Origin of the sequence: Candidatus Manganitrophus morganii (assembly GCA_021651055.1) — a bacterium.
GTDB lineage: Bacteria > Nitrospirota > Nitrospiria > SBBL01 > Manganitrophaceae > Manganitrophus > Manganitrophus morganii.
The window spans coordinates 1,267,435-1,288,033 of record JAJHOH010000001.1 but is presented as its reverse complement, the minus strand read 5'-3'; the positions used below and the strand labels follow the sequence as shown (position 1 = coordinate 1,288,033).

Genomic DNA, 20,599 nt, shown 5'->3' with positions numbered 1-20,599 from the left:
TGGCCAGCATCAGAAGAGGTTTCGTAATGCGAAGACAAATGACTGGATTCCCGCTTTCGCGGGAATGACTACGGAAGGATCTAGAGTGCCGATCATCGAAGTCAAAAACCTGACCAAAACCTTTAAAACCCATCGGAAAGAGCCGGGTCTTCTCGGTTCGATCAAGGGGCTTTTCTGGCGCGAGGCGTTTTACAACGAGGCGGTCAAGTCGGTTTCCTTTTCCTTGGAAGAAGGGGAGCTGGTCGGTTTTCTCGGGCCGAACGGCGCGGGGAAAACGACCCTCCTGAAAATGCTCTCCGGAATTCTCTACCCGACCTCCGGGGAGGCGCACGTCTTGGGATTTGTCCCCTGGGAGAGAAAGCGGGCCTATCAGCAACGGTTCGCCATCGTGATGGGTCAGAAGAATCAGCTCTGGTGGGACCTGCCGCCGGCGGAGTCGTTTGCGCTCAACCGGGATATTTACGAAGTCGATCCGAAAGCCTTCCAGAAAACGCTCGACGAGATGGTCTCGCTGCTCGACCTCAAAGAGCTTCTCAATGTGCCGGTCCGGCAGCTCTCGCTGGGGCAGCGGATGAAATGCGAGCTGGTCGCGGCGCTTTTGCACCAGCCGCGGGTTCTCTTTCTCGATGAGCCGACGATCGGCCTCGACGTCATCTCTCAGGAGAAGATTCGAGGCTTCATACAAGAATACAATCGACTCAAAAAGACGACGGTCCTCCTGACCAGCCACTACATGCGCGACGTGGAACAGCTTTGCCGGCGGGTTTTGGTGATCAACCACGGCCGGATCGTCTATGACGGATTGCTCAACGACCTCTCCCAGCGTTACATCGACCACAAGGTGGTCAAGATCCGATTCGCCTCTCCCCAAGCGGCCGCCGTCCTCTCGGGGGAGGAAGGGGTGGTGGAGCTCGATGAGCACCACGCCGTCTTGAAGGTCAAGAAGAAGGAGATCGCCCAGACCACCCACCGTCTCCTCGGACAACTTCCGATCGACGACCTCTCGGTGGAGGAGGTCGAAGTGGAGGAGGTGATCCGACGGATCTTCGACGAGCAGCCTTCGAAGGAGGGTGAATAAAGAAGCGCTTGAACCCTATCGGCCTGGGCCCGATGTCCCCAGGTAGGAATCCCTCCCTCGGCCTCTGATCGATCAAATAAGAAACGGTCCGGTTTCGGCGGCGGTTGACAAATCCGACGGTCTTCAATACTTTATACGGAGATCAACATCAGCGGTTACAAAAAAGGAGAGATTGATGCCTGAAGAATTACCGTCGGCAAGCTGGCCGAGCCCGCCCGGGGTTGCTTCTCAAAACCCGGTTACCGCCGAGGAGCTGAATGCATTCGCACTCGGAAAAGGATATACCGATGAAGCGTCGGAGAACTACTACCTCCCCCATTGGACGCACATTCTCGACGGCGCCTCCCGTTTCTCCAGCTTCAACTGGGCGGCCGCCCTCTTCGGCCTCTCTTGGTGCTTCTGGCGAAAGCTCTACTTAGTAGGGGCAGCCGTTCTCGCCGCGTACCTCCTCGTCTCTTTTTTCCTCGCACATCTCTTCCGGGCCATCAATCCGGCGCAGGACCCTCGCGCCGTGTTGCTGGTCACAGACGTCGCCTGGGCGGGGCTGCTGGTTGTCCAGATCGCGCTGGGGGTGGCCGCCAACGGGCTTTACTTGCGCCGCGGCCTCGCAACGATCAATAAGCTGCGCGAGACGGTCCCTGACCGCTCCGCCTATTTAGAGCGCCTCCGAAAAAAAGGGGGGACCAGCTTTCTTGCCTTTTTGGTCGGTGTGATGATTCTGGCTGCCGCCTATTCCCGGAACCCATTCGCCATCCCCTAGCGGGTTGATGTCGTCTTATTCCTTCTCCGGACCGTTCTTGCCCTCTTTCCAGCGATAAGGCAAAAAGAGGGTGAAGGTTGCTCCCTTGTCCAGTTCGCTTTCGACGCCGATCCCGCCGTTCAACTGGCCGGTCAATTCTTTCACGATCGCCAAGCCGAGCCCCGTCCCCCCGAATTTTCGCGTGGAGGTTGCGTCGGCCTGATGAAAGGCGTCGAAGATCCTGGCGAGCTCGTCCGGCGGAATGCCGATGCCGGTATCCTGGACGGCGATTTCGATCCCTCCCTTTTCCGGCGTCTCCGTTGCCAGGAGGGTGATCCCTCCCCTTTCGGTAAATTTAATCGCATTTGAGATCAGGTTGACGAAGATCTGCTTCAGCTTATTCGGATCGGATTCGATCTCTGGAAGCGGCGTCATCCGGTACGCGACCGAAAGCGACTTTTCGTCGATCAGCGGCTGCATCCCGGAGACGATCTCCTCCAGCAGGGGGACCAAGTCGATCTTCTCCAGATCGATCGACATCTTCCCCGATTCGATTTTCGACAGATCGAGAAGATTGTTGATGAGATTCAGAAGCTCCTTCCCGTTTTTAAGGACCCCCTCCACCGGCTGTTTTTGATCATCGATGAGCGCGCCGAACATTTCGTCCCGCAGAAGGCTCGAATAACCGATGATGGCGTTCAGCGGGGTTCGGAGTTCATGCGAGACGTTCGACACAAACTCCGACTTGACGCGGCTGGCTTCCCGCGCTTCGGCTTCGGCCCGTTTCCGGTCGTCGATGTCGGTGCAGGTGCCGAACCATCGGATGATCCGGCCGCTCGCGTCCTTTAATGGAAGCCCCCGGGAGAGATACCATCGGTATCCCCCGAAAGGGCTTTGAAGGCGGAATTCGACTTCGTGGGGGGTGCCGGTCAGGATGGCTGTTTTCCATCGATCCCGTGTCCTCTGCCGGTCGTCGGGATGGATGGCCTTCAGTCCGCCCGACTGCAGCGCCTCTTCGATTGTCATGCCGGTCGCCTCGTACCATCTCTGATTGCACCAATCGATCCGGCCATCCGGTGTAGAGGTCCAGACCAACTGGGGCATGATCTCGGCCAGGAGCCGGTATTGCTGTTCGCTCTCTTCCGCTTTCTTCCGCTCCTGTTCCGCCGATTCGAGGATGCGCGCCTTATCGATGGCGATCGCCGCATGGGAGGCGACGCTGAGGAGAAGACGTTCGTGTCTCTCCGTAAATCGGCCGGGGGCGCTGTGTCCGAAGAAGAGGCCGCCGAGGACGGTCCCGGAAGGCGAGAGGACCGGAACGGCCAGGTAGCTTTTGACCGGCAGATGCCCTTCCGGCATGCCAGCGTAAGGGGCATTCTTCCCGTAGCGGGGGTCTTTTGTGACGTCGTCGAGCCGGACCACCCCCTCCCCTCGGAAGGTGGGGCCGAAGACGGCGGTGTTTCGCGGCATTGGAAATTTGGCGAAGGCCTCCCGCGGGACACCGGAGAGGGTGTAGAGTGTGTAGGTCTCTCCCTTTAAGTCGATGAGGTTATAGAAGAAGGCGCCGAACGCCGCCCCGCTGAGCTTGGTCCCGGCGTCGGTGACGATCTGAACCAGCTTTTGTAGATCCAGCTCCGCCGACAGGCTGATCGCCACCTGATTCAATGTTTCCAACTCGGCCGCGTTCCGATCGGCCGCCGCGCGCGCCTTCGTTTGGGATCGCGTGATGCCAAAGAGCGTAATGCTGATCAGTAGCCCGGCGATAAAGATAAAGGGAGCGACCCCTCTTCCTGAACTCAAATCAAAGGGAGGGCGGGTGGTAAAGTTTAAGGTCCATGTCTCTCCCCAGACATTAAGCAGGGTGATCGTGCTAAAGCGAGGACGATAGCTGCCGGTGCTCGACTCGTTGGAGCGATAGAGAAGATTCTCAGGGCGCGGCTCCAGACCGTCGAAGACTTCGAAGTCGACACGCGGGTTTGTCTCCCCGCCGAAAATGCCGACCAGCAGGTCGTCGGCGCGAAACGGGCTGTAGACAAAACCGTTCAGCGCCGCCCTTCGTTGATCGACCGTCTCCATAACGGCGCCCGGTTCGTAGATCGGAAGATAGATCAAAAAGCCGGCCTGCTTTTCACGATCGACTTCCTGAATCAGGGTCACTCTTCCGGAGGTGGCGGCGAGGCCGGTGTCGCGGGCGCGCTCCATCGCGGCCCGGCTGACCGGTTCAGTGAACATGTCATAACCGAGCGCCGCTTGGTTTCGGCGGTTTTGCGGTTCAAGGTAAATGATGGTATGAACCTCGTCGCGGGGAGTCTCCGGCCAGATCTTGAAGTCGGGGATCTCCTTTCGGATTTCGGCGACGGCTTTCTCGGTCTGATCGGATGTGATCCGCTTTGTGTAGCCGATTCCCTGGATGCCGGGGTAGTGGCTCTGAAGTTCGAGTCTGGAAATGTAGTTGTGAAACGTTTTTCGGTCCGCCCTGCCGGTCGCGGCGAAAAGAGCGGCGGTCCCGCGAAGTGCGTCGATATAGGTTTCAATGCGGACGGCAATGGTATTTTGGGAGCGTTGAACGATATTCTGAAACCGTTCTTGGTCTTTGATCTCTGCGAGCGAGAAGACATACCACGTCGCGAGGCCGGTCAAGGCCAGCGCAATGAAGAGGACCCACCCGGGAAGGAAGGTACGATGAGAGGGGAGCTCTTTTGATTTTAGATCGGCATGAAGTTGATTTTTTAAGTTCACTTTATATAAGGGGTTTAAGTTCTTAATCGACAACGGACCCCCCATCATAATACGTGTGCGAAAGAGAAGTAAAGCCAGATTGCCCGATTTGTCTCAATCGATCTATCTGTGGATGATCGGTGGAAAGGAGTGTTATACTGGGCCTCTATTCGAGCGGCGGGTGGTTCGATCAAACGGGAGAAAGGTGCGTGGATGGCTTCAGTCATGCGACGTTAACGGCGATGCTCGCCCTGGTGGGGGCGGTGATCATCATCGCCGCGCTTCTCTCCGGGCTCATTGAGCGAAGCGGCCTTCCTCAGGTGGCCGCCTTTCTCGGCTTGGGGGCGGTGTTGGGGCCGGGCGGGCTGAATTTGTTCGACGTAAGATTAGGGTCCCCCCTTCTTCAGGTCGTGGCCACCCTCAGCCTGGTTCTCGTTCTCTTTACCGATGCGGTCGCGCTGAATCTCAAAGAGGTCCGGCGCCACATGAACCTGGCCCTGCTCGTCCTCGGTCCGGGGACGCTTTTTTCGGCCTTCCTCATCGCTTTGGCCGCCTGGTGGTTGCTCGACCTTCCCTTCGCCGCCGCCGCGATCCTCGGGGCCGCGTTGGCGTCGACCGACCCGGTGCTTCTGCGGGGGGTGCTCAAAGGGGAGTTTCTTCCCGCTCCCGTCCGCCAGGCGCTTCGCCTGGAGAGCGGGCTCAACGATGCGGTGCTCTTGCCGGTGGTGCTGATCGGCATGGTCTTTCTCGGCGATCGTTCTTTGGGCGCATCCGATTGGGGGAGTTTCGGTCTCTCGCTTTTCTTGCTCGGTCCCGTCGCCGGGATGGCGGTCGGTTTTCTGGCGGTCAGCGCGTTAGTGATGATGCGGAACCGGTTCGGCGTCCGGCGCGACTACGAATCGATCTATTCGTTGGGGGTGGTCTTTGCGGCGTATGCCGGCGCCGAAGCGGTCCACGGGAGCGGGTTTCTGGCGGCCTTCGCCGCCGGGATGACGATCGCGGCCCTGGACGTGGAGCTCTGCGACTGCTTTCTGGAATACGGGGAGACGACCGCCGAGATGACCCTCCTCTTTACCTTCATCCTTTTCGGCACGTCGCTGATTTGGAGCGGTCTGACGATCCTCGATGCGCGGACGCTCGCCTTTGCCGCTTTGGTGATATTGGCTCGGCCGGTGGCTTTCCTCTCCTCGCTCGCCGGATTCCAGCTAGATTGGAGGAACCGTCTCCTGATCGCCTGGCTCGGACCGCGGGGGTTAAGCTCTCTCCTCCTTGTGCTGCTTCCGGTTTTTGCCGGCGTTCCGGGGAGCGATCGACTCTTCTCCATCACCTGCGCCGTGGTGCTGCTGTCGATCGTCCTGCACGGCGGTTCGTTGATGTGGCTTGGGAAGGGGATTCGCTTGCCCCGTGCGCCTCAGTCGCCGGTCGATCTGCCTCCCGCGCCGCTTCCCTCCGCGGGATTGACGGGGGGCGCCGGTGAAGATCTGATTTCGATCGCGGAGATGCGGCAGATTCAAGAGACCGGAGCGCCGGTGGTCATCCTCGATGCCCGGACGGAACGATCCTATCAAGGGAACAATGAGAATGCGGCGGGGACGATTCGATTTTTACCCGAACAAGCGGTGGGGCCGCAGGCCAAAGCGCTCGGTCTCCCGCGGGAAGCGTTGCTGATTCCGTTCTGCGCCTGCCCCAACGATCAAACCAGCATTCGTGTGGCGCAGGAGCTTCGGCAGGCGGGATGGCCGCACGCCCGCGCTCTCGAAGGGGGATGGGAGGCCTGGAAGAAAGGCGAGCTTCCGACCGCGGAACGCAAGTAAAGGGATCTCCCCAATTGCGAGAGATCCCTCCATCCGAACTACAATGCCCTCATGAAGGCCACCAGCTCTTTCTTCTCTTCCTGATTTAATTTCAGCTCCAAGACCAGATTGAAGAACTCCACGGTATCTTCCAGCGTCGGCAGCCTTCCGTCGTGCAGGTACGGGGGAGAGTCTTTGACCCCCCGGAGGGCGAATGTTTTGATCGGGCCGTTCCCCTCCGCCCCGAATCGCTCCAGCTTCAGGTCGTGCATGTTGTGATTGGTATAGGCGGGGGGCTGATGGCATTCCGCGCAGCGGGCCTTTCCGAAGAAGAGGGCCTCTCCCCGGACCTCCTGCTCCGTCGCCTTGCTCTTGTCGAGCCGTCCGACCGGATCGAGCTTCGGCGCCGGGGGAAAGTCGATCATGTTCTGCATCTGCGCCATGTGGGGGATGAGCATCCGGTCGAAGACGAACATTCCTTTTTTGGCCGCACGGATATGATCGCCGTTGAAATAGGCGGTCCGTTGCTCGAACTCCGTAAAATCCTCTACCGACCGGAGGCTCCGCTTCGAGCCATGGATCTGCTGGGCGAACATCCCGCGGAGGGAAACGGTATCGATCCGGAGCCGGTCTTTCTGCGGACGGGTGTCGGGATTGAGATGAAACTGTCCCGTGGTGTGAAAGTTCACGTGGCAGTCGAGGCAGGCGACTCCGAGGCTCGGCTTGTCCGATTTCCGATCGTGCGTCGCGTTGAACTCCTCCTGGGGAAGCTGCGTCACCAGCAGCCGGAGACCGTCGAGCTGCACCGGGGTGACCAGCCCGCGGAAGAGCCGGTCGAAGTTCTCGATGCTGAGGACCTCCCCCTGGGAGACGTCGCCGAGCTCCGGGTGGGTGGTGAGAAAGATCGGGGGAGGAAATTCCGGCAGGAAACATTCGGGAAGATCGAAATCGACATCAAACCGCTCCAAGCGGGGGAACTGCTCGATCTGAACCTGCGGGAAGACCATCCCTCCCACCTCGTGTTTCACATGCAGCAGTCGGTGGAAGCCGGCCGGGAATAATTTTTTCTCCTTGATCTCTTCGGGCGTCATCTGTCCGAGCGTCTCCCAGGTGACCCCCTCTTTCAACCGGACGGCCGGACCGATCGGCTGCGGCTTCCCTTTGGTCATCACCACGCCGGAAGCGGTTTTACAGTCGGTCTGATACCGATCGTTGAGGCGCTTTTTCTGCCGGTCCATCACCTTCGGCTTGTCGGCGATGTCTTTCTCCTTCACCTTTTGGGAGATCTCCTGCGGATCTTGTCCCGGCGGGGCGCCGAATGCGTCGTAAGAAAAGTCGACCCCGTCGAATCCCTTTTTCTTGGTCTCTTCAATGGCGGGGGTTGTTTTTCCGGCGGGCTTTTTCTCTTTGGGGGCTTTGTCTTCCATCTTCTCGACCGGCTTCTCTTTCGGCGTCCGGTCTTGGGCTTCGCTCTGCATCATCGGCAAGGCCGACCATACCCCTAAGGCGGCGGTCATCGACAGAACGAGCCAAAACGTTGATCTCTTTTTTTTCATCATTGGACCTTTCTCTGCAGCGGTTTTACCCAACAAGGGTGGGAGTCTCTCGTTTTATACCGAATCATCAAGGCAGGCTTGAACCGTTTTCCGGATCGGTTTCGTTGGAGATGCTGTCTGATCGACCGGTTGAAAAGGCCGTGATCTGATCCCAAATGAAGCATGTTCTTTGTCACAGGAGCGGCCGGACCTCTTCTGTAAAAATTATGACACTTCGGCCCGCCGGCGGTCTGTCAGGGTGATCACGCTCGGAAGGGTTAAGTGGTTTTACTTGGCGGATCGATCGGCAGGGACCGCCCGCCTTCTTTTGATTCTTTTCCACCCGAGATAAATCACAGCCGCGCCTAAGAGACCGATCAATGTCGGATCGAATTTCCCGCCGACATTCATCGCGCACCCGCCGGCCGTCTCTGCGGCGTCCTCACCTTCCACGGCGGAGAGGGTCTCAGGGGCTCCCGCCGCTTTCGTAAATGCGCCGCCCGACGCGCTCCCGAAGGCATCCCGGGCGACCCCGGCACTGAAGTTGTCATACCCGGTGGTGAAGGCAGCGGAGGCGGAGGATCGAATTCCGGCAAAGTCTCCGGCCGTTAATGCGCTGTCGGAGGCGGTAAAGGCCGGACTGGTCTCATCGTTAAAGAAAACCGCCAGAGAGTTCCCCTTTGCAATCAGACGAAGCCGGTAGTAGGTATTGAGCTGCATCGGGCGGTTGGCGACACCAATCTGTGTCGTCGCGCCATTCACCGTTTTAAAGAGGGCGATGTTCTGCTGTCCGGCATCAAGGCGCAGGCGATAGAAATTGTTGGCGTTCAACCAGCGGGCCATTACCCCGCAGGCATTATTGGCGGCGGTCACCTTGCAGTGAACCGCCACGTTCTGATCGGGCCCGACCGGTTGGAGAAAGAGGGCCGCTTTGTTTCCGGCGTCGACGTTTCGAAGCTGGCCGGAGAAGATTTCCAGGTTCGGCATGTATTCGCTCCAATTCGACCCCAAACTGCTCGAATCGGAGCGGCTGAAGGTATCGGAGAGGGGGGTGCTCAAATTGAAATTGTCGAACCATGTTGTATTGGCCGCGGTGGCATATGAGCGAATGCCGGCAAAATCGCCGAAACTCAATGCGCCGTCCGAAATGGTGATGATCGGATTCGTGTGATTGGCAACGAAGACCGCCAGCGACGTGCCGCTGACGACGAGGCGCAGACGGTAATACGTGTTCAATCGCAGAGGGTAGGAAGCGGACCCGAGGGCCGTGGTGGTCCCATTGACCGTTTTGAAGAGGGCGATGTTCCCCTGGCCGGCATCGATCCGGGCCCGATAGAAATTGCTCTCGGAAGACCAGCGGGCGACCACCCCGCAGCTGTTTCCGGGAGCGGTCACCATGCAATCGACGGAGACGGAATGATCGGGCCCCACCGCTTGTCTGAAGATCGCCGCTTTGTTGTTGGGGGTGACGTTCCGAACCTGATTGTTGGAGAGCTCCAGATCGGGAAGCACTTCATTCCATGAAGCGCCGAGGTTGGTCGAGGCGGGGCGATCGAAGTTGTCGGTGAAAGTGGAAGAAGGGAAGATCACCTTGGCCACGAAAGCATCGCTGAAGCCGTTGGGCGTCGGATCGAATGTGCCGGGGGTGGTTGGAAAGTCGAAAGAGGTCGTCCCTCCGGTGATGTAGGCACGCCCTAGAGCGTCAACAGCGATAGCGTTGCCCGACTCCTGCTCACTTCTTGCCAGAGAGAGGGTATCAATCGGAGCGGAACCCGTCGTATTTAATTTTCTAACAAAGACGCTCATCAGGGTATTACTCGGATCGCTAAATTCATCACGTCCCGTGACATAGGCATTTCCGAAAGCATCGACGGCGATGCCATTGCCGAAATTCGACGATTCTGAATCCCCCAGATAAGTGGAGTAGACTAGGGCGGAACCGGTGGGATTTAATTTTGTGACAAAGGCGTCGATAATACTGAAACGACCCAGGCAACCGCTTTCGCACCCATCGCCGGATGGGGGAGAGTTCGGATTACTTCGATCATACGCTCCTAGGGTGGTCGGAAAGTCGGACGAGGCGGTATCGCCCGTGATATATGCACTTCCGATGCGATCCAGAGCAATGCTCCGACCGTTGTCGAGGTCGCTTCCACCCAGGTATGTCGCATATAGGAGTGTTGAGCCGGAAGAATTCAATTTCGCCGCAAAGGCATCGCCACCATCGGCGAAGGTCGTATCAAACGCGCCGGCGGTTGTCGGAAAGTTGGGGGAAGTGGTGCTCCCTGTAATATGGGCATTCCCCGAAGCATCAACCGCAATATCATGGCCAGAATCATTCCTCATCCCCCCCAGGAAGGTGGAATAGAGAAGAGAGGTTGCACCCGGATTTAGCTTAACGACAAAAACATCGCTGGCCTCGTCCTTAAACGACGACCAATTGAAAGTGGTATCAAAGGCACCGGGGCTGGTTGGGAAGTCGGCTGAATAGGTCAAGCCGGTGACATACGCCTGCCCGGAGGCATCAATAGCAATACTGTTGCCGACGTCGAAGCTGCTTCCCCCCACAAAGGTAGCATTTAGAAGGGCGGTTCCGGAGGAATTCAACTTAACCACAAAGGCATCTGTACCGTTCAGGGTCCTGTCAAATGCGCCAGTCGTTGTGGGAAATTCGAGTGAATCGGTCTCCCCTGTGACATAGGCATTTCCGGAGGTATCCACTGCAATGGCGCTCCCTTTGTCCGAGCCAGTTCCTCCTAAATAGGTGGAATAGAGGAGGGCGGTGCCGGATGGATTTAGCTTGGCCACAAATGCATCCACTGGACCGCCCAGCGTGCTGTCAAATGTACCTACCGTTGGAAAATCGAGAGATCTGGTCGATCCTGTAATATAGGCGTTCCCTGAGCTGTCGACGGCAATGCCATTCCCTCGATCGTGGTCGCTTCCTCCTAAGAAGGTGGCGTAGCTCAAGACCGGGTCGATGATGAGCGGTTTTGTTCTGTCATAGGCGGCGACGTGGAAACCGACCTTCCCTTTCCCTTTGAGCAGATAATGTCCAGGAATGAATCTTCTCTGACCCGCCTGCTCCTGATAGATCACCGGCTTGTGCATCCGGATTTTTTCTCCTTGGACGGTGAGCACCAAATTGCCTTGCGGATCGATCTCCATCCCGTCCGCCCCTTCAAAGCGAAGCTCGATTTTCTTTGGATCGATCCCCGGATCGACGATAAAGTCATATTCCAACTGGCGCTGGTTGCCGTAATAAACCAGATCGATCCCCGGATAGACATCCTGATACTTCACCCTTTGATAGGTTGGGATATCGGTCCGCCAGTTCTTCGGGTCATTTCCGATGAAGTAGTTCTGTCTGCCGGGGAGCGCCTCTTCTCCCGAAACGGCCGGCGTTTGGCTCGCGCCCGAAAGCCGCATCCTCAATAGAGCCGGAGGATTTTCAATATTCGGGTTTTCAGCCCGTTCCCCTTTCTGGAGGGACAACACCGCTTCGTTCGAGGTCAAAAAGAGGGTGTACCCTTTCCCGCGGGAGAAATATTTTACTTTAGAGTCAGTCTGGCCATGGTTGGCCTCAAAGCTGAGGGAAATCTGTCCATAAGCGGTTTGGATCCGGTCGGTCTCGGTTTTCGGCTCGGGCAAAGCGGCGTCGCCCGGCGAAGAGATCGATAACAATAGGGCGATCAACACAATGCGACTTTTCATGGGGGTGTCCTCTTGGAGACGGTTTTAAGGGATAGGGCCTGTCCGGAATTAAAAGAGTTTAATGGGAACTTCTAATTGCACTTATGGTATATGCTTTTTTGAAATCGAGTCAATTAAGCCGAAGGGATTATTCTGCAGAGAGATGAGTCTAGGCGGGATGTCGGAAATTCCGATGGGGTGACCCGGAGTCAGGCCTCTGGAAGGCGATGGTTGAAAAGTTGGACGGTCATCGTGATTAAAGAGCGAGCCATCGTGTGGCGGCTTTATCGGTTTGCCGGATTACTTGAGCCGCTCGCGGCCGTGTGGAGAGGTCAGATCGAGCGCCGGCCCCACCGGGACGATCCGTGTCGGGTTGATGTCGTCGTGCGTCACGTAATAATGGCGCTTGATATGATCGAAGTTCACCGTTTCGGCAACGCCGTCCTGTTGATAGAGCTCCCGCAAGTATCCCCAGAGGTGGGGGTAGTCGACGATCCGGCGGATGTTGCACTTGAAGTGCCCATGGTAGACGGCGTCGAAACGGATCAACGTCGGAAAGAGCCGCCAGTCGGCCTCGGTGATCTGTTGTCCTACCAGATAACGCTGCTTTGAGAGGCGCGCTTCGATCCGGTCGAGGGCGTCGAAGAGGTTGCGGACGGCCTGCTCATACGACGCCTGGGTGGTTGCGAAGCCGGCCCGGTAGACGCCGTCGTTGATGTTCGGATAAACGAAGTTGTTGATTTCATCGATCTCGGCGCGAAACGGCGCCGGGTAGAAGTCGGTCTTCACATCGGTAAAGGCATTAAATTCGCTGTTCAACATCCGCAGAATATCGTCGTCGGAGTTGCTGACGATCCGGCCGGTTTTCTTGTCCCAAAGGACCGGGACGGTGACCCGGTCATTGAACGTCGGGTCGGTCTTCTTATAAGCTTCGCTCAGGTAGCGAAACCCGTTGATCGGATCTTCCGAATAACCGGGGCCGTTGCGGAAAGCCCACCCCTTTTCGTCGCGGATCGGATCGACCACCGTCATCCCGACGACGTTTTCCAGCCGCTTCAGCTTGCGGAGGATCACCGTCCGGTGCGCCCAGGGGCAGGCGAGGGAGACATAGAGATGGTAGCGGCCCGGCTCCGCCGGATAACCGGAGGAACCGTCGGCGGTCACCCACCCCCGAAATCGATCTTCCTGCCGGACGAACTCTCCTTCTTTGCTTTGCTCTTTTGGAAAAGGCATCCGATTCCTCCTTCTGTTTGATTCAGCTTATGGTAAGTTGTTTTCAGACTCCGCAAAGAACGGTCAGATTAGGTATAACCAGATTCTTGAGCCAAGTCAAACGGCCTTCCGGTTGCTTGACGCGTCCTTCGGCGATCGTACGGCACATCTTCATCGTCTCTATTAAACATTCATCTACAACATTTATCCTCTCGTCCACATTCCTATCTAATCCCATCGTAGTGTTTCTTTTATCCCCCATTCAGGTTAATTGATCCCCTCTGAGACATATTGCTACACTTTGTAATGCAATCCCGAATGGAGAGAACGAGGCCGCCGTTTCGATGCGGGCGGCGGCTCCGCAGGTTGGGGTCGAATTTAATGTTAATGCGGAATTCGGAAGCAAGCAAGGTGTCGATAAGGTAAGGATGATTCCCGATTATGAAGAAGGGTCAAGGAGGTAAATGATGAGATTGAAAGCAGTCGGAATGAGCGTTATCGCAGGTATGTTAATGGTTTCCTCCCTTTACGCGGACGAAGGGGTCGGCCAGGGTGGAAGCGGCCAGCAGGGGCAGGGGATCGAGCAGCAGCAGAGCGGTCAGCCCGGGGGTGATCAGGGAGCTGCCGGAGGCCAAGGGGGAATCCAAAGCCCGGACCCACAGCAGCAGGGCTCCGACCTCGGCGGGACCAGCCAGCAGGGCGGCGCGATGCAGGGAGGGATGCAAGACCAAGCCTCGGTGAAGCAGGTCCAGGAGAAATTGAGCCAGCAAGGGTACGAAGTGGGCCCGGTCGACGGCATCTTCGGACCGAAGACCCAGCAGGCATTGCGTAAATTCCAGGAAGACAAAGGGGTCCAACCGACCGGCCAAATCGACCAGCAGACGATGGCCGCTCTGGGTATCCAAGGGGAAGGGGGCGCGCAGCCGGGCGACATGGGCGCCGGTCAGCCGCCGGATGCCGGGGTCCCGGAAAGCCAGCCGGGCGACATGGGCGCCGGACAACCTCAACCTGATACCGGTATAGAGGGAAGCGATCAGCCGGGATCGGATCTGGGCAGCGGCGCTCCGCCCGATGCCGGAACGCAATCCCCGGATGCCGGAGGGCAGGGATCCGAACAGCAAGGCTCCGACGCGGGGGCCCTTCAGCAGTAGCGATCCGTGATCAGTTGGATGCAGAAGAGGGAAACCCGCTTTTGTGTCCTAAAAAGAAGAGAAGGCTGAACTCACACTCGGCCTTCTCTTCTTGCATCGGATCAATTTAATCTGCCGGCTTTCAATCTGCCGGTTCACGAATAAGCCGATCTCTGTAGAGGCAAGGATGCCAAATAGCGATGAAATTCACCTTCCTTCTTTTGAAACTGTTCCCCCCGATTTTTCGCTCGGCTCCGTCTTTTTTGTCGGCACCGCGACGGTGCTGCTCCGTTATGCCGGCTTCACCATCCTGACCGACCCGAATTTTTTGCACGCCGGGGACCATGTCTATCTCGGCTATGGATTGACCTCGGAGCGATTGACCCATCCCGCCCTTGATATTGAAGCGCTGCCGCCGGTCGACTTCTGCATTCTCTCTCACTATCACGGCGATCACTTTGACCGGATCGCCGAGGAGAAGCTGAGCAAAGCGCTGACGATTGTCACCACGAAAGAGGCCGCCCGCGCGCTCAGTGGGAAAGGTTTTACGGCGCCGAGGGCGCTCGACACCTGGAAGTCGGTGACGCTGGAGAAGGACGGCGCGCGGGTGAAGATTACTTCCATGCCGGGGCGGCACGGCCCGCCGGTTGTCGCAAGGCTTCTGCCCGAGGTGATGGGAAGCCTCCTCGAGTTTCAGCCGGGGGAGGGAGGAACCGCTCTGCGCCTGTATATCACCGGCGACACGCTCGTCTTTGATGGCTTGAAGGAAATCCCCAAGAAGTTCCCCGAGATCGATCTGGCCCTTTTCCATCTGGGGGGGACGCGGATCATGGGAATGCTTCTGACGATGGACGCCGACCAAGGGGTCGAAGCGATCCGGATCATTCAGCCGCGCCAGGTGATTCCGATCCACTACAACGATTACACCGTTTTCAAGTCGCCGCTGGAGGATTTCAAAAAGGCCGCGGCCGATGCCGGATTTGAGGACCGGGTGATTTATTTGGGACACGGCCAACTTTACAACTTTGAAGTCCCCGAGAGCCGGATCCGACGGGCCGCTTAGCCGCCGGCCGTGTCGGGCCGCGCAGAGCATCCAGGGCGCATGATTGATGAAAGGACTTCAAAACAAATGTCGCGAGGGAGGGGTTGTTAATAAAGCGCAACACACACGTTCAACCGAGAAATCGAGTTGTGATCAGGAGGAAGTAGAATGAAGAGAGTTCAACTGTTCGGAACGGCGTTTTTCATCACGGTCCTGGTAATGTTTGGAGGGATATCGGCTTTCGGGCAAACGGCCGAAGGGGGAGGCGGGGGTTCGACCCCTCCGGGAGAGACGAGCCCGGAAATGGGAGATCAGGGGGCAGGGGGAGGAACGACCGATTGCCCTCCGGGTGCATCTGACCAACAGCAGCCGCAGGGGGATCTCGGCGCGGGCGGAGGCGGCTCCGGCTCGGGTGGTGGAGATCTGGGCGCGGGCGGAGACGGTTCGGGCTCCGGTAGCGGAGACTTAGGCGCCGGTGGAAGCGGTTCCGGCTCCGACCAGGGCGCCGGCGGTCTCGGAACAGAACCCTGCCCGCCGGGATCGACCGACCAAGGGGATCAAGGCGCCGGGACACCTCCCGGCGGAGAATCGGGCGGAGACACCGGCACCGGCGGGCCGCACGGTGGCAGCCCCGAGGGTGGACTGGGTGATTCCGGCACCGGCAGCCCCGGCGGTGGAATGTAAGCCGGAGGATCACTCCATTGGATTCATGTTGACGTCATGGCCGCGGCCGGATCAACCCGGCCGCGGCCTCTTTTTGAGATGCGGGGGAAAAATGGCGCGGGGAACTCACGGCAACGGAATCTTCGCAATCGCGCTCTGTCCCTCCGCGTTCACCCCGTTGCACGAGAGGACGGCGGAGAGCTGATCGGTCTGCGGATCGGTCACGAAGAGGGCATGCCCCGGATTCGTGCAGCCTTCCGGGACCGGTCGCGTGGCGGAGGAGAGGATCCGGCCGGTTCGACCGACTCGGGTCAAGGTCCAGTTGTTGTTGACGAAATCGGTCGAGAGAATCTCCCGATCTCCTCCCGCCGCCCGCACATCGATGCCGACCGCGTTGGTCGTCTCCGGAATCGCGTCGATGATCCGCGGCGCGGTGATCCCATCCCAAACCAGGATCGTGACCCGGCCGTTGAAATGGCTCACCGCGCAGATCGGAATCTCGCAGCGGATCTTCCGCGTGTCGTTCTCTAGCGTCCCGACGAAAGTTCCCCCTCCGAGTTCGGCCGGATTTCCCCACCAAAGCTGCCCCGGTCCGGACGGCTCTCCCCGCGCCACCACCGCCAGCATTCGGGCGCCGCCGCCGGTGAAGAAGGCGCTTTTGGCGTTTCCCGTCGGCGTGCCGCCGGTCGCGAACCAGGCGCGCTCCAATTTTCGCTCGAAGATAAGGGAGCCCGGCCCGCCGGGTTGATGCTCCTGATGGACCCGGTCGGCTTCGACGAACCAGAGCAGATGCCGCGTCCCCGACGGGGTCTCGACCGGCGTCTCCGAGATCAGTCCGGCGTCGTGATACGGGCCGTCGTCGCTGCTCTCCGGCGGCCCGAAGTCGTTGATCTCCGGAATCCGGCAGGAGAGGAACCGGCGCTCTCGATATCCGAAGAGGCATCCCCTCCCGTCACGCAGGTGAGCCACCGCCCCGAGCAGCGGCCCCAGGCCATCCGGCTCCAGCGTCTTCGTGAGGACCACCCGGTTTGTGGTGAGGTCGAGGATGCTCATGCCGGGATGGTGGCCGACCGTGGCGTAGGCGCGGTTTTCATCCAGGCCGAAGAGGGAGAGGAAGGGTGGAGGAATCGCGCGGGAAAGGTTAAAGACCGCCTCGGGTTGAGAGAAGGGAACCGTAATCACCTCCGCCTCCGGCGCCGGGAGGAGGGTCGGCGCCGCACAGGTGTGTGTCGTCCGGAAGGTGATGAGAAGATCGGGGGTCAGAAAGCGGCCGGAAGTCTCCAGCGCCGGGCGGACATCGAGGGAGAAAATCGCGGCCGGGGCCGCCGCTTCACAGAGGTACGACCCGATCCCGTCCAAAACAAAGGTGCCCTGCGCCGGCAGAGGAGAAAAGCCTTGGAGCGCTCGAAAGCCGGGGGAATCGGGATCTCCGAGGGGGAGGTGTTTGAGCGGGGCCGGACTCCGATCCCGATAGTCGAACGATCCGGCGATCGGCGCTTCGTCATCCAATCCATCCACTGAAACCTGAAGGTCGGCCCGGTATTGTTGCCCCACGGTTATTTTTTCCGGCAGGGGGATCAATTCCAAAAAGATTTTTCCGGGGATGCCGGCGGACGAATCGGTGAGGTTCGAATACACCGCCAAGGGGGAGAAATGGGTCAGCGTGCCGTCGATCGCCGCCCTGTTTGCCGCGCCGTCGACCGTGAGGGTTTGATTGCCGAGCGCTTCGGGCGCCGCGCCGGCCAGCGTGCGGAGGAAGCTGAAGGGAACGCGGAAGGTCCCGTCGGCCTGAGCAGGGGACTCCGGCAGGGTGACCGACACCTGCACCGGCTGCGCGAACTGAAGACCGTCGGGCCGCAACTCCCAGGCGAGCTCCGCGCCGGCCAATTCAGGAGGAAGGGAGGCCGGGTGGATCGATCGGATGACAATCGTCTCCGTCGTACCGAGCGCGCCGGACGGGACGGTCAAGGTTACCATCCCGTCCGCCGACGTTACGGCGCCCCCGTCTGTCCCGATGTTTGCGCTCCCGGCGCCGGGGCTTCCCGCCCCGCTTCTGTTCTCGGGGTTTTCGTCGCTACACCCCCCCACCGTCAGTCCGATTCCAATCACCCACAGAAGCCACCCCCCCCACCGCATCCCCCGAATGCTCATCGGCCTGCTCCTTATGTTGTCGCTTGAAGCCTGGGTCACTGCGCTGTTGCTGGAATAAAACCATCTTATCCATCATACTTTTTTTCGAATTCAAGATGCAAAGCGCGTGAGGGGATATCTGTTTTTAGGGTGAAAAGGGGGACGATGGGTCAATCGGGGAACGGGTTGTTTCGTTTCATGAGTCGCCGGGATAATCTCTGCGGCCGTCGAATCGGATTCTATATCTATTAAAAGAGATAGACCAGCCCGCCATGGCCGCAGGCCGATTGCGGATTGACATCAAGGTTTGGCGCCGGGTCGGGATGGTTTTGAAAAGGAAGGTGGAGGTGGACGAAGGAGCAATCATCGGGCTCGGCCCAGACGGCATCCGATAGGTCGGTCAGAGGGTCCAACACGAGCAGCCCGTCGGGATTGGGGGCGCCGGGGAGGGCGAAGGGGCCGTCCTCATGACCGATCTCCGGATTCACCACCTTCCAGGCGACGGCGCCCGATGGGGGAGGCTCTTCGAGGTCGGGGCGCTCGAATAAGAAAAGGAGTCCGCCATGTTTGCAAGGGTCCTCGTCCGCCGAGTGTCCCTGAAACGATCCCGCCAGATGAACGTAGGCGCAATTCGCATTCGATACCTCCCAGAACGCCCCCGATGGCAACTCCTGAGGGACGAGGACCGTCAGGTTGTTCGGGTTGGGGGCGCCGGGAAGGGAGAACGGCCCGTCGGTATGGCCGGTTCCTTCATTGAAGGCGACCCACGCCACCGCTTTGGTGGGGGTGGGATCGTGCGGCATGAAGAAGCCGGTCTTTTTTCCCTCGGCCGCCTTGCACTCGATCTGAACCGTCAGAAAATGGACCGGAATGTTATTTCCCTCGCCCGGAGGATTATGGGCCACCATCTGAAAACCGAGAATGGTATTTCCCGTCTTCTCACATTTGTATTTCAGGTTCTGCACGTTTTTCCCGTTGTGCGGACCAAGTACCCTCAGCTGAGAAAACACCGCTTCGGTCCGCAACTGCAGATTCGGCGTTCCTTGCGGGGCGCGGGGGTCGCCCAAGGCAGGAGCCGAGACGATCCCCAGATTGCTGTCGTAAATGAAGATTTCAATTTCTTCGATAATGGAAACGACGACCGGGTCATAGTTGATAAATTCTTCGCCGAGCGTTAAGGTAAACGTCTCGCCGACCTGCTGGATCACCACGGGAGGATTCACCGTGAACTCGAAGTTGCCGTTGACGTTCGTCGAGCTCGTCTTTCCCGAAGCGGTGTCGGGTCCCTGGCAGATCACCACCTTTTTGAACTGAAGGACGTAGCTTTGATTTTGATTGACCGGAGTGTAAAGGCCGTTCGCGGCGAGCTCTTCGAACCGCACTTCGACGTTGTAAAATCCAAGACCCGCTTGCGTGCAGGTGTAGCTAAAAGAGTCCTCGAGAGTCCGTCTCTCCCCTAGAATGAGGCCCCCCAAGCTGATCCCTTTCTTAAAAGTATCAATGTCCAAATTCAGCCTTGCCGCCGAATCGTCGGTGATGCTGAGGACCTTGTTCAAACTCTCATTTACATAAATGACGCGGGTCGCCCGGAGATCCGACTCCGCCTGATGGTTGACGCTTACCTTGACCTGGAAAGTCCCCCCCACCGGAATGGGGCCCTCGGGAAATCCCGAAACCGTGACGATATCGCGGACCGTCGCCGCCTGGACCAGCTTTGAAAAATGGGTCAGCTCTCCGGTGAGGCTCGCCGTTTTGCCGTCGGCGTCGATCGTCAGCGCCAGCTTGCCGAGCGGCTCGACCTGTCCATTCGCAGATGTCAGGAGAACGGCGATCCCTTTCTCGACCGCTCCGGCCGCCGGCTGCGCCGGAGCATCGAGTTGGAGTCTGATCTGCGCCGGGGGGTTGAACTGCAGCCCGTCCGGTTTCAGCTCGTAGGCGCGTTCCGCAGCAATTCCGGCGAACTCTGCGGGGAGGGTGGCCGGATCGATCGATTCGATCGTGATCGTCTGTGTGTTTCCGAGCGCTCCGGCCGGGATGGTCAGCGTTACCTTTCCATCCAGGGAGGTGATATTCCCGCCGTTCGGCCCGATGCTGGCGCTTGCGATGGCCGGGTTTCCGGCCCCGCCCCCGCCGACGGAACTTCCCCCGCCGCATCCAGATACTTTCAGGCCGATCCCCATCACCAACAGGAGCCACGCCGCCCACCTCATCGCCCGAGCATTCATCTGTTTGTTCCTTATGTTGACGGTGTGACGACCCGGCTGCCGCGCGGTTGAAATTTTACTTAAGCTATTTGTCCATTATTTATTTCTAGGTAAGTAAACCTGAGGATACGAAAGATGGCGTTATGGTGTCAAGATGAAAAAATGCGTGGGAGGAATATTAGAGAGGACCCCAAAATTCGACGCGAGCCGCGCCCGGGCGGTTCGATGAGGTTGGCTTGTCCTACTTGAGTGGAGTATTACTTCGGAATTCCCTCCATGGGGTTGATTGATTCCTCCTCCCTTGGAATGCTAACTTAGTAGTATCGATATGCGTGTGTCCGCATTCCGGTTTCAGGCGGTTTGGGACACTTAATTACCAAAGGAGGAATCAATGGCAAAGGGACGTGTAAAATGGTTTAGCCGCGAAAAGGGGTATGGCTTTATTTCTCAAGAGGACGGGGAGGACGTTTTCGTCCATCACACCGGACTCAGCGGCGAGGGTTACCAGAATCTCGAAGAAGGGGAAGAGGTCGAGTTTGACGTGACACAGGGGGTGAAGGGCCTGCAAGCGACAAACGTCCGGCGGATCTCAAAAGCCGCCTAAAATATCTCGAAGTTTCTGAAAATCGGATCCGCTGAATCATCTGGGATGTTCCGCTCTG

Annotated in this window: 13 protein-coding genes; 7 read left to right on the top strand and 6 right to left on the bottom strand. The window is 58.6% G+C overall.

Annotated elements, in window-relative coordinates; genetic code table 11:
* Window positions 1-85: 85 nt before the first annotated feature.
* Together MCM46_05710 and MCM46_05705 are read left to right on the top strand one after the other, a co-directional pair.
* Window positions 86-1,078, top strand: a complete 993-nt coding sequence (locus MCM46_05710) for an ABC transporter ATP-binding protein (protein ID MCG3111305.1) — start codon at window positions 86-88, stop codon at window positions 1,076-1,078.
* A gap of 175 nt (window positions 1,079-1,253) precedes the next feature.
* The gene (locus MCM46_05705; GenBank protein MCG3111304.1) at window positions 1,254-1,838 is read left to right on the top strand and encodes a hypothetical protein; all 585 of its coding nucleotides are present in this window, start codon (window positions 1,254-1,256) and stop codon (window positions 1,836-1,838) included.
* 15 nt (window positions 1,839-1,853) lie between these two features.
* On the opposite strand, the gene MCM46_05700 is transcribed toward MCM46_05705, so the two are convergent.
* Window positions 1,854-4,589 carry a CHASE domain-containing protein gene (locus tag MCM46_05700; GenBank protein ID MCG3111303.1) on the bottom strand — a complete coding sequence of 912 codons (2,736 nt, stop codon included), beginning with the start codon at window positions 4,587-4,589 and terminating at the stop codon, window positions 1,854-1,856.
* An 86-nt stretch (window positions 4,590-4,675) separates the two neighbouring features.
* Between MCM46_05700 and MCM46_05695 the strand changes: the two genes are divergently transcribed.
* The gene (locus MCM46_05695) at window positions 4,676-6,349 is read left to right on the top strand and encodes a cation:proton antiporter (protein ID MCG3111302.1); all 1,674 of its coding nucleotides are present in this window, start codon (window positions 4,676-4,678) and stop codon (window positions 6,347-6,349) included.
* A 38-nt stretch (window positions 6,350-6,387) separates the two neighbouring features.
* Here the strand turns inward: MCM46_05695 and MCM46_05690 are convergent, their stop codons facing one another.
* The 3 genes from MCM46_05690 to MCM46_05680 form a co-directional block, all read right to left on the bottom strand.
* Window positions 6,388-7,887, bottom strand: coding sequence for a hypothetical protein (locus MCM46_05690; protein ID MCG3111301.1), 1,500 nt, complete (start codon window positions 7,885-7,887; stop codon window positions 6,388-6,390).
* Window positions 7,888-8,151: 264 nt separating this feature from the next.
* A complete protein-coding gene (locus MCM46_05685; protein ID MCG3111300.1) occupies window positions 8,152-11,577 on the bottom strand; it encodes an SBBP repeat-containing protein in 3,426 nt (1,141 codons plus the stop codon).
* 279 nt (window positions 11,578-11,856) lie between these two features.
* Entirely contained in the window at window positions 11,857-12,789 is a 933-nt protein-coding gene (locus MCM46_05680) for a glutathione S-transferase family protein (GenBank protein ID MCG3111299.1), read from the bottom strand.
* A 443-nt stretch (window positions 12,790-13,232) separates the two neighbouring features.
* Between MCM46_05680 and MCM46_05675 the strand changes: the two genes are divergently transcribed.
* The 3 genes from MCM46_05675 (at window position 13,233) to MCM46_05665 (ending at window position 15,624) form a co-directional block, all read left to right on the top strand.
* Window positions 13,233-13,919 carry a peptidoglycan-binding protein gene (locus tag MCM46_05675; protein ID MCG3111298.1) on the top strand — a complete coding sequence of 229 codons (687 nt, stop codon included), beginning with the start codon at window positions 13,233-13,235 and terminating at the stop codon, window positions 13,917-13,919.
* 166 nt (window positions 13,920-14,085) lie between these two features.
* Window positions 14,086-14,961: an MBL fold metallo-hydrolase gene (locus MCM46_05670; protein ID MCG3111297.1), complete on the top strand. Its 876-nt coding sequence runs from the start codon at window positions 14,086-14,088 to the stop codon at window positions 14,959-14,961.
* A gap of 147 nt (window positions 14,962-15,108) precedes the next feature.
* Complete coding sequence (locus MCM46_05665) at window positions 15,109-15,624, top strand: hypothetical protein (protein MCG3111296.1); 516 nt, start codon at window positions 15,109-15,111, stop codon at window positions 15,622-15,624.
* 105 nt (window positions 15,625-15,729) lie between these two features.
* Here the strand turns inward: MCM46_05665 and MCM46_05660 are convergent, their stop codons facing one another.
* The gene (locus MCM46_05660) at window positions 15,730-17,754 is read right to left on the bottom strand and encodes a hypothetical protein (GenBank protein MCG3111295.1); all 2,025 of its coding nucleotides are present in this window, start codon (window positions 17,752-17,754) and stop codon (window positions 15,730-15,732) included.
* A 227-nt stretch (window positions 17,755-17,981) separates the two neighbouring features.
* Complete coding sequence (locus MCM46_05655) at window positions 17,982-19,958, bottom strand: hypothetical protein (protein MCG3111294.1); 1,977 nt, start codon at window positions 19,956-19,958, stop codon at window positions 17,982-17,984.
* 370 nt (window positions 19,959-20,328) lie between these two features.
* Between MCM46_05655 and MCM46_05650 the strand changes: the two genes are divergently transcribed.
* A complete protein-coding gene (locus tag MCM46_05650) occupies window positions 20,329-20,541 on the top strand; it encodes a cold shock domain-containing protein (GenBank protein MCG3111293.1) in 213 nt (70 codons plus the stop codon).
* Window positions 20,542-20,599: the final 58 nt, after the last annotated feature.